The following is a 6,308-nucleotide window of genomic DNA, read 5'->3' as shown; positions in this document are numbered from 1 at the left end:
CGGTCGAGTACGAGAACAACTACTACGCTCACCGACAGACCCGAGACAAGCAACGCTCGGGAGAACCCGGCCTCCACTGAACCCGGGGCGCTTCAGTCTACGCACGCTGGGCCGCGGGCCGGTCTGTGTCTGTGGCGCGGCGCTAGGCTGAGCTGTGAGGCTCCGCCGGATGTTTCTGGACCAGCCTGTGAGGGTGCGCCTCGACTTTTCTGACGTTGCCCGTAGGGTGTGTCGGCCAAGGATGTTTCGTTGTTGAGGAGCCGGTCGGGTGCAGGCACGGGCGAGGATGGGCCGATTCGGGCTCGTGCTTGCTCTGCTGGTGATGCTGCTCGGGATGAGTGCGGCTCCAGCGCACAGCACCGACGGCGGGTTTGCCGGGCAGCACCCGGTGTCGGTGATTGGCGAATCCGCGTCGCCTGTGCCGTCGCCGGACAAAGGTCTTCATGACCGGCCGCACCTGTCGGAGGCGGCGCGACATGTGCTGGCCACGGCGCTACCGGAGACCTGCTGGGCTGTGGGCCCGGGCACGAACCGTGGATGCTCCCTGCAGCGATGCTCGGCCGGCAAGGTCGGCGCTGGAGGGATAGCGGCTGCGGCGTCGACACGGCAATCGTGTCGGGCGCCCCCGGTCCGCGTGAACGGAACGATCCAAGCCTGACGCTGTTCACGTCGCTGCTGCGCGCATTCTGCGACGTGACTGTGCTGCCTGGCCCCATCGAGAGCGGGCCGGTGATCCCGTAATTCTCTTAACCACTGTCCTGGGTGCGTTCAGCCCGCCATGTGCTGGGCGGATGGCGGCGTTATCCGGCTCTACCCCTGGTTCCTGGAGGACCGAAACATGTCTGTTGTCGTGCTGGCACTGTTGATCATTTCGCTCGTGGCCGCGGCCGTGCTGATGGTGGCGATGCTCGTGAAGGACAAGCCGTTTTACGGCGGTATTGGTCTCTGTGTGTTGCTCGGGCCGGGTGCGGTGCTGACGTTCTGGTACACGACCTTGTCCTGGGGTTAGACGCGGCCCGCGCGCCGTCGTCGCGGTTGGGGCGTTCAGGGCGGGCCGTGGCCGGTGTTCAGGCGTGCCCACTCGTGTGCCCAGTGGGCGTAGCGATGCTGGTCAAGTCCTGCCCGCAGGAGCCAGAAGGCGGCCGACAACGCGCCGACCACAATCAGCCAGGTAGCGATGGCGGTGGCTGCGGCATGACCGGCGGCGTCCTGCGGCGTGGCGGGTGACGACGTCACCTCGCCAGCAGTGTCAATCCAGATCGGTACCTCGCTGCCCGCGGACATCCCGGAACTGGCCGGGACAGCCCCCGTGAGCTCGATGCCCTCGGATGTGGTCCACCGGGCCTGCGCGCGCGTGCCGTTCTCACTGACTGGCCCGCGCCCAGCTCGGGGTCTCGATGGGGCGTCGGCGAGCAGGGTGGCCGTGGTTTCGTACCGGCTGGCCATCGCTTCCTCGGCGATCTGGCGGTTGTGTGCGTAGCTGCGCTGCCCGTGAGTAACGACAACGGGGATGGTCAGCAGCGACAGCAGCACAACGATCACGAGAGCAGCGGCCTCGATTCGGTCGGAGCCTCGCGCCACAGGGCTTCGCCCCGGGCGGAGACGCCGGGCGAGCCGCAACAGGTACATGGAGGTATCGGGCATGCCGGGCGACCTCCTCCGGTCCCGATCGCCGGTTGAAGCCACCTTTCAGGGTACGACTGACACGGGCATCGGACATGTTGATCACCGCTGCCCTGGGGAGATGCGTTCAGGTGACGGGAGCGACCAGGACGGGGGTGGGACTGCGCGTGAGCAGTTCAGTGGTGACGCTGCCCAGCAGGAGTCGGGTGAGCCCGGTACTCCCGTGTGTGGCGGTGATCGCGAGTGTGGCCGGGCGGGACTGGAGCAGCTCGGCGATACTGGCGGCGGGATTGTCGCCGGTGAGCAGGGTGGCACTGGCCTGAACACCGTCATCGGCCAGTGCGTCGACAGCTCGGGACAGGCCCGCTCCGAGAGCTTCCAGGTTTCCCGGGGTTTCTCTCGGAAACGCGACGTGCACGAGCTCGACCTCGGTAGCGAAGAGGCGGGCCCACGTGGTGGCGACGGCGAGGGCTGTTTCGGCACGGTCGGAGCCATCGAGACAGACCACGAGACGTTCATAGCGGCGGGGCAGTCGCGAAAGCTCGTAGCCGGGACCGACCACCAGGGTCGGCGCACGGCTGGTGCGCAGCAGATGCGCGGAGACGCTGCCGAGGACGAGACGATCAACCTCGTCGCGGTGTTGCGCCGACATGCAGATCAGGGTTCCGGGGTTCTCGCCGGCCATGTCGGCGATCACCTCGCCCGGCCATCCGGCGCCGACGACAGCGACCTCGACCTGGTCGTAGGGCAACAGCTCGGCGATGTCGTCGAGGTCACGGGCCCAGCGTCCGTTGACCGGGTCGTAGACGGTGACCAGCTCGATAGGGCAATCCAGCGTCTGGGCAACCCGCAGTGCGGGCAGGAGTGCCCGCTGCGCCTCGTCGGTGCCGTCCAATGGCACCAGCACACGGGAGACGACATGCTTATCGTCCGCCATCACAGCCTCCGACCTGCACCATTTGCCCGATTCGACCTGATGTGTTGGGTAGGGTCGTGATCGTATGTGGACACCGGAAACCGTGGAGCTATGAGCATTCAATTACCTGCCGACTGGTGGATCCTGCTGGTTGCGGTGCTGTTGGTGGGTGGTGTTCTCGCGGCCGGGTTCGCCAACCGGCTGCGGTTGCCCGGTCTGTTGCTGTTCCTCGTGCTGGGCATGGTCATCGGTGACGACGGGCTCGCGTTGGTCAGTCTGTCCGACCCGCGTGTCGCCCAGATCGGGGGGACCATAGCGCTGTTGTTGATCCTGTATGAGGGTGGGCTGACCACCAAACCCGGTGATCTGCGGCAGGCAGCGCTGCCTGGCTCACTGCTGGCCACCGTCGGCGTGCTCATCACCGCGGGCGTGGTGGGTGGCGGTGCGTATCTCCTGCTCGATGTGGAGCTGTTGACCGCGTTCCTGATCGGCGCTGTGGTGGCCTCGACCGACGCCGCTGCGGTCTTCGCCATGTTGCGCCGGGCCCCGCTGCCGCGGAAACTGGCCTCGCTACTGGAGGTCGAATCCGGTGCGAACGACCCGATCGCGATCATGCTCACGATCGGGTTGATCGAGACCTGGCGTGCCGATCCCGGAATTGGCGACTGGGTCACGTTCGCGCTGCTGCAACTGGGCGGTGGCCTCGGTGTCGGCGCACTGGCCGGCCTCGCCGGCACTTGGATGCTCATGCGCCCCAACCTCGGCCCCGAAGGCGCCTATCCGGTCCTCGCGCTCGGCGTCGCCGGACTGTCCTACGGTGCCGCCGCGGCGGTGGGCGCCTCCGGCTTCCTCGCCGTCTACGTCACGGGGCTGGTGGTGGGCGCCCGGGTCCCGCTGCACCGCCGCGGGATCCGCACCTTCCACCAAGGACTGTCCAGCACCGCCGAAGTCGGGCTGTTCCTCATGCTCGGCGTGCTGGTCTTCCCCTCACAACTGCCGTCGGTCGTGGTTCCCGGGCTGGCCGTGGTGTTCGTGCTCGTGTTCGTGGCCCGCCCCATCGCGGTCCTGCTGACCCTGGGCTGGCTGCGGTACCGATGGCAGGAACTGCTGTTCACCAGTTGGGTCGGACTCCGCGGCGCGGTGCCGATCGTGCTCGCCACGTTCCCCTTCGTCGCCGGCCACCCCGATGGCCCGTTCATCTTCAACATGGTCTTCTTCGTGGTCCTGGTCTCCGCGGCCGTACAGGGCGTCAGCATCAGCACCGTCGCGGGCTGGCTTGGACTACGCGGCGAGTCCCCTACAACAACCTCGGTGGCCGAGGATGTTCCCATCGGCGACATCAACACCGAACTCATCGAAGTCCGCGTCACCCCCGACCTACACATCGCCGGCAAACAACTCAAAGACATCACCCCACCCCACGGACTCATCACCGCCATCATGCGCGGCAAACGAACACTGATCCCCACCCCACGCACCCGGCTTCGAGACGGCGACCTCGTCATCGTCGCGATCCCCCGCCAACCCGACGCCTCCAAACTCGTCACTACCTGGGCCCGCGGAGAATGAGCGGTGATCAGGCAACGCCCACACAGGCGGCGATGGCCAGGATGATCGCAACATAGCGGGAACACGTGCAGCTCCAGTTCAGTCCTTCCTGGCCGGCACGACGAGCACATCCGATGACGCGTCCCGCAACACGTGCTGGGCAACGCTGCCGAGCAGGGTGTAGCCCAGCGACGAGCGGGCGCCGGTACCGACGGCGACCAGATCGGCGGCGTGGTGGCGGCTCAGCTCTGGCAAACGCGTCTGCGGACGCCCGGACGCGATCACCACCCGCGACGCAGCGGGCGTCAGCTCGGCGGCCACGCGCTCGATATCGACGCGAACCTGCTCGGTGCTCACCTCGCGCAACTCGGCCAAGTGTTGCTCGCTGGCGCCGTGCATGCGCATCAACGTCTCGCCGACAACTACGGCAAAGTGCACGACGATGTGGTCCGCGTACGGCGTGAGCGCGCCCGCCGTGTGCGCCGCCGTTGCCGAGACAGTTGTGCTATCGACGGCGAGCACGACCGTGCGGTACTCCCCATCGGGTGGACTCTTGACCACCAGAACCGGAACCGGGCTCGCCCGCACCAGGTTGCCGGGAGTGCTGCCCAGGACCGGGCTGGTCAGCCGGTGGCCGCCATGCGCGCCGACGACCAGCAGGTCCGCGTCGCGATCAGTGACCTCAGCGAGGATCTCGTAAGCCACGTGACCGTGGCGGACGACGGCCTCCGTGACCGTGGAGGTGATGAACCGGTCGAGGTGTGAGCGCAGGCGGGCGTGGGCGAACTCGCTCAGCTCCTCGTTCAACCCGGCCGGCTGCACATTGACGGCGCTCAGCCGGGCGTCGCGTTCGGCGGCCAGCTGCGCGGCCCTCCGCACAGCCAAGCCCGCCTGCTCAGACAAATCGGTGGCGACCAGCACCCGGCGGACTGGTGCGGCGGCCATCGACATCACACTCCCTCCCTGCGAACAATGCCCCCTCCGACCGTCCGGCGCCCACGACCGAAGTCGAACCGGGCCAATGCATCGGCAAGCCGATGGCGGCTGGCGACGGATGTTTCCTCGGGCATCCATAGTAAGGCGACGTCTGGATGGGCCGCCTGCGCGAGCGGCGCCCGCTCATGACCAACGGCGCCAGCGAAATTCACGCGCTGAACGAAGCAGCGTCAGCCCGCACATCGAATTGCCCAAGACCAAACGCGTCCTGCACGGACCGAAGAGATGATGTCGACGCCGCAGCTAGGGCGTGTCTGACAATGGTGTTGGCGGGTGGTTGAGATGCTGTTCGGGTGTCGCGGTTCCAGTTGCTTTCAGATGATCAGTGGGCGTTGATCGAGGACCTGCTTCCGGTGCGTACCGGCAAGCAGGGCCGACCGTTCTCGGATGCGAGGTCGATGGTCGAAGGGATCATTTACCGGTATCGGTGCGGGATCGCGTGGCGGGATGTGCCTGCGGTATTCGGCCCGTGGCAGACGATCTGGACCTGGCACCGCCGGATGGCCGGTGACGGCACCTGGGACACCGTGTTGCAACGTCTGCTGACTGCTGCGGACTCGGCCGGCCTGGTGGAGTGGTCGGTGTCGGTGGATTCCACGATCGCGCGTGCGCATCAGCACGCCACCAACATCACCCGCCCCACAGGGGGCTGGGTCGAACTACACGGATCTGCACAACGAGCCGCCTGATCACGCGATCGGCCGCTCTCGTGGCGGCTGGAGCACCAAAGTGCACCATCTCGTCGACGGGAACGGCCGCCCGCTGGTGACGTTAGTCGGGCCCGGCCAGGCCGGGGACGCGCCGATGTTTCCGCATCTGATGCGGCAACTGCGTGTCGCTCGCCTCGGACGTGGTCGAGCTCGGACCCGGCCCGACCGTGTCCGCGGCGACAAGGCTTATTCCTCGAGAGCGATCCGGGGGCATTTGCGCGATCGCGGCATCACGGCGGTGATCCCCGAGCCGGCCGACCAGGCCGGGCACCGCACCCGCCGCGGTTCCCGCGGCGGCCGTCCGCCCACCCTCGACGCGGTCGATTATCGCGGCCGCAACGTTGTCGAACGGCGCATCGCCCTGCTCAAACAATGGCGTGGCCTGGCAACTCGCTACGACAAACTCGCCATCGTCTATCGCTGCGCGGTCGTTCTCCACGCCGTCATCACTTGGACCAAGACATTGTCAGACACGCCCTAGCCCTCGACGTGCGCGCCAGTTGAGACAGCAGAAG

Annotated in this window: 7 protein-coding genes; 4 read left to right on the top strand and 3 right to left on the bottom strand. The window is 67.1% G+C overall.

What is annotated here, in order from left to right; all coding sequences use genetic code 11:
• Nucleotides 1-838 precede the first annotated feature (838 nt).
• Nucleotides 839-1,009 carry a hypothetical protein gene (locus ACVJO7_RS33015; protein ID WP_009151804.1) on the top strand — a complete coding sequence of 57 codons (171 nt, stop codon included), beginning with the start codon at nucleotides 839-841 and terminating at the stop codon, nucleotides 1,007-1,009.
• Between the two features lie 35 nt (nucleotides 1,010-1,044).
• Here the strand turns inward: ACVJO7_RS33015 and ACVJO7_RS33010 are convergent, their stop codons facing one another.
• A complete protein-coding gene (locus ACVJO7_RS33010) occupies nucleotides 1,045-1,644 on the bottom strand; it encodes an Rv1733c family protein (RefSeq protein WP_112276278.1) in 600 nt (199 codons plus the stop codon).
• A gap of 106 nt (nucleotides 1,645-1,750) precedes the next feature.
• Nucleotides 1,751-2,560: a universal stress protein gene (locus tag ACVJO7_RS33005; protein ID WP_491676204.1), complete on the bottom strand. Its 810-nt coding sequence runs from the start codon at nucleotides 2,558-2,560 to the stop codon at nucleotides 1,751-1,753.
• Between the two features lie 90 nt (nucleotides 2,561-2,650).
• On the opposite strand from ACVJO7_RS33005, the gene ACVJO7_RS33000 reads away from it, so the two are divergent.
• On the top strand, nucleotides 2,651-4,108 hold the full coding sequence (locus ACVJO7_RS33000; protein WP_187346933.1) for a potassium/proton antiporter: 1,458 nt from the start codon (nucleotides 2,651-2,653) through the stop codon (nucleotides 4,106-4,108).
• 78 nt (nucleotides 4,109-4,186) lie between these two features.
• Here ACVJO7_RS33000 and ACVJO7_RS32995 read toward each other — a convergent pair whose 3' ends face one another.
• Nucleotides 4,187-5,038, bottom strand: coding sequence for a universal stress protein (locus ACVJO7_RS32995; protein WP_233520243.1), 852 nt, complete (start codon nucleotides 5,036-5,038; stop codon nucleotides 4,187-4,189).
• Between the two features lie 338 nt (nucleotides 5,039-5,376).
• Here ACVJO7_RS32995 and ACVJO7_RS32990 point away from each other — a divergent pair, with 338 nt between their 5' ends.
• Together ACVJO7_RS32990 and ACVJO7_RS32985 are read left to right on the top strand one after the other, a co-directional pair.
• Nucleotides 5,377-5,772 (top strand): transposase, encoded by a 396-nt coding sequence (locus tag ACVJO7_RS32990; protein ID WP_228714306.1) that lies wholly within the window; start codon nucleotides 5,377-5,379, stop codon nucleotides 5,770-5,772.
• A gap of 40 nt (nucleotides 5,773-5,812) precedes the next feature.
• Nucleotides 5,813-6,274 (top strand): transposase, encoded by a 462-nt coding sequence (locus ACVJO7_RS32985; RefSeq protein WP_233520242.1) that lies wholly within the window; start codon nucleotides 5,813-5,815, stop codon nucleotides 6,272-6,274.
• Nucleotides 6,275-6,308: the final 34 nt, after the last annotated feature.

Source organism: Pseudonocardia sp. DxW, from assembly GCF_058448985.1.
This window is presented reverse-complemented; position numbering and strand designations above follow the sequence as displayed.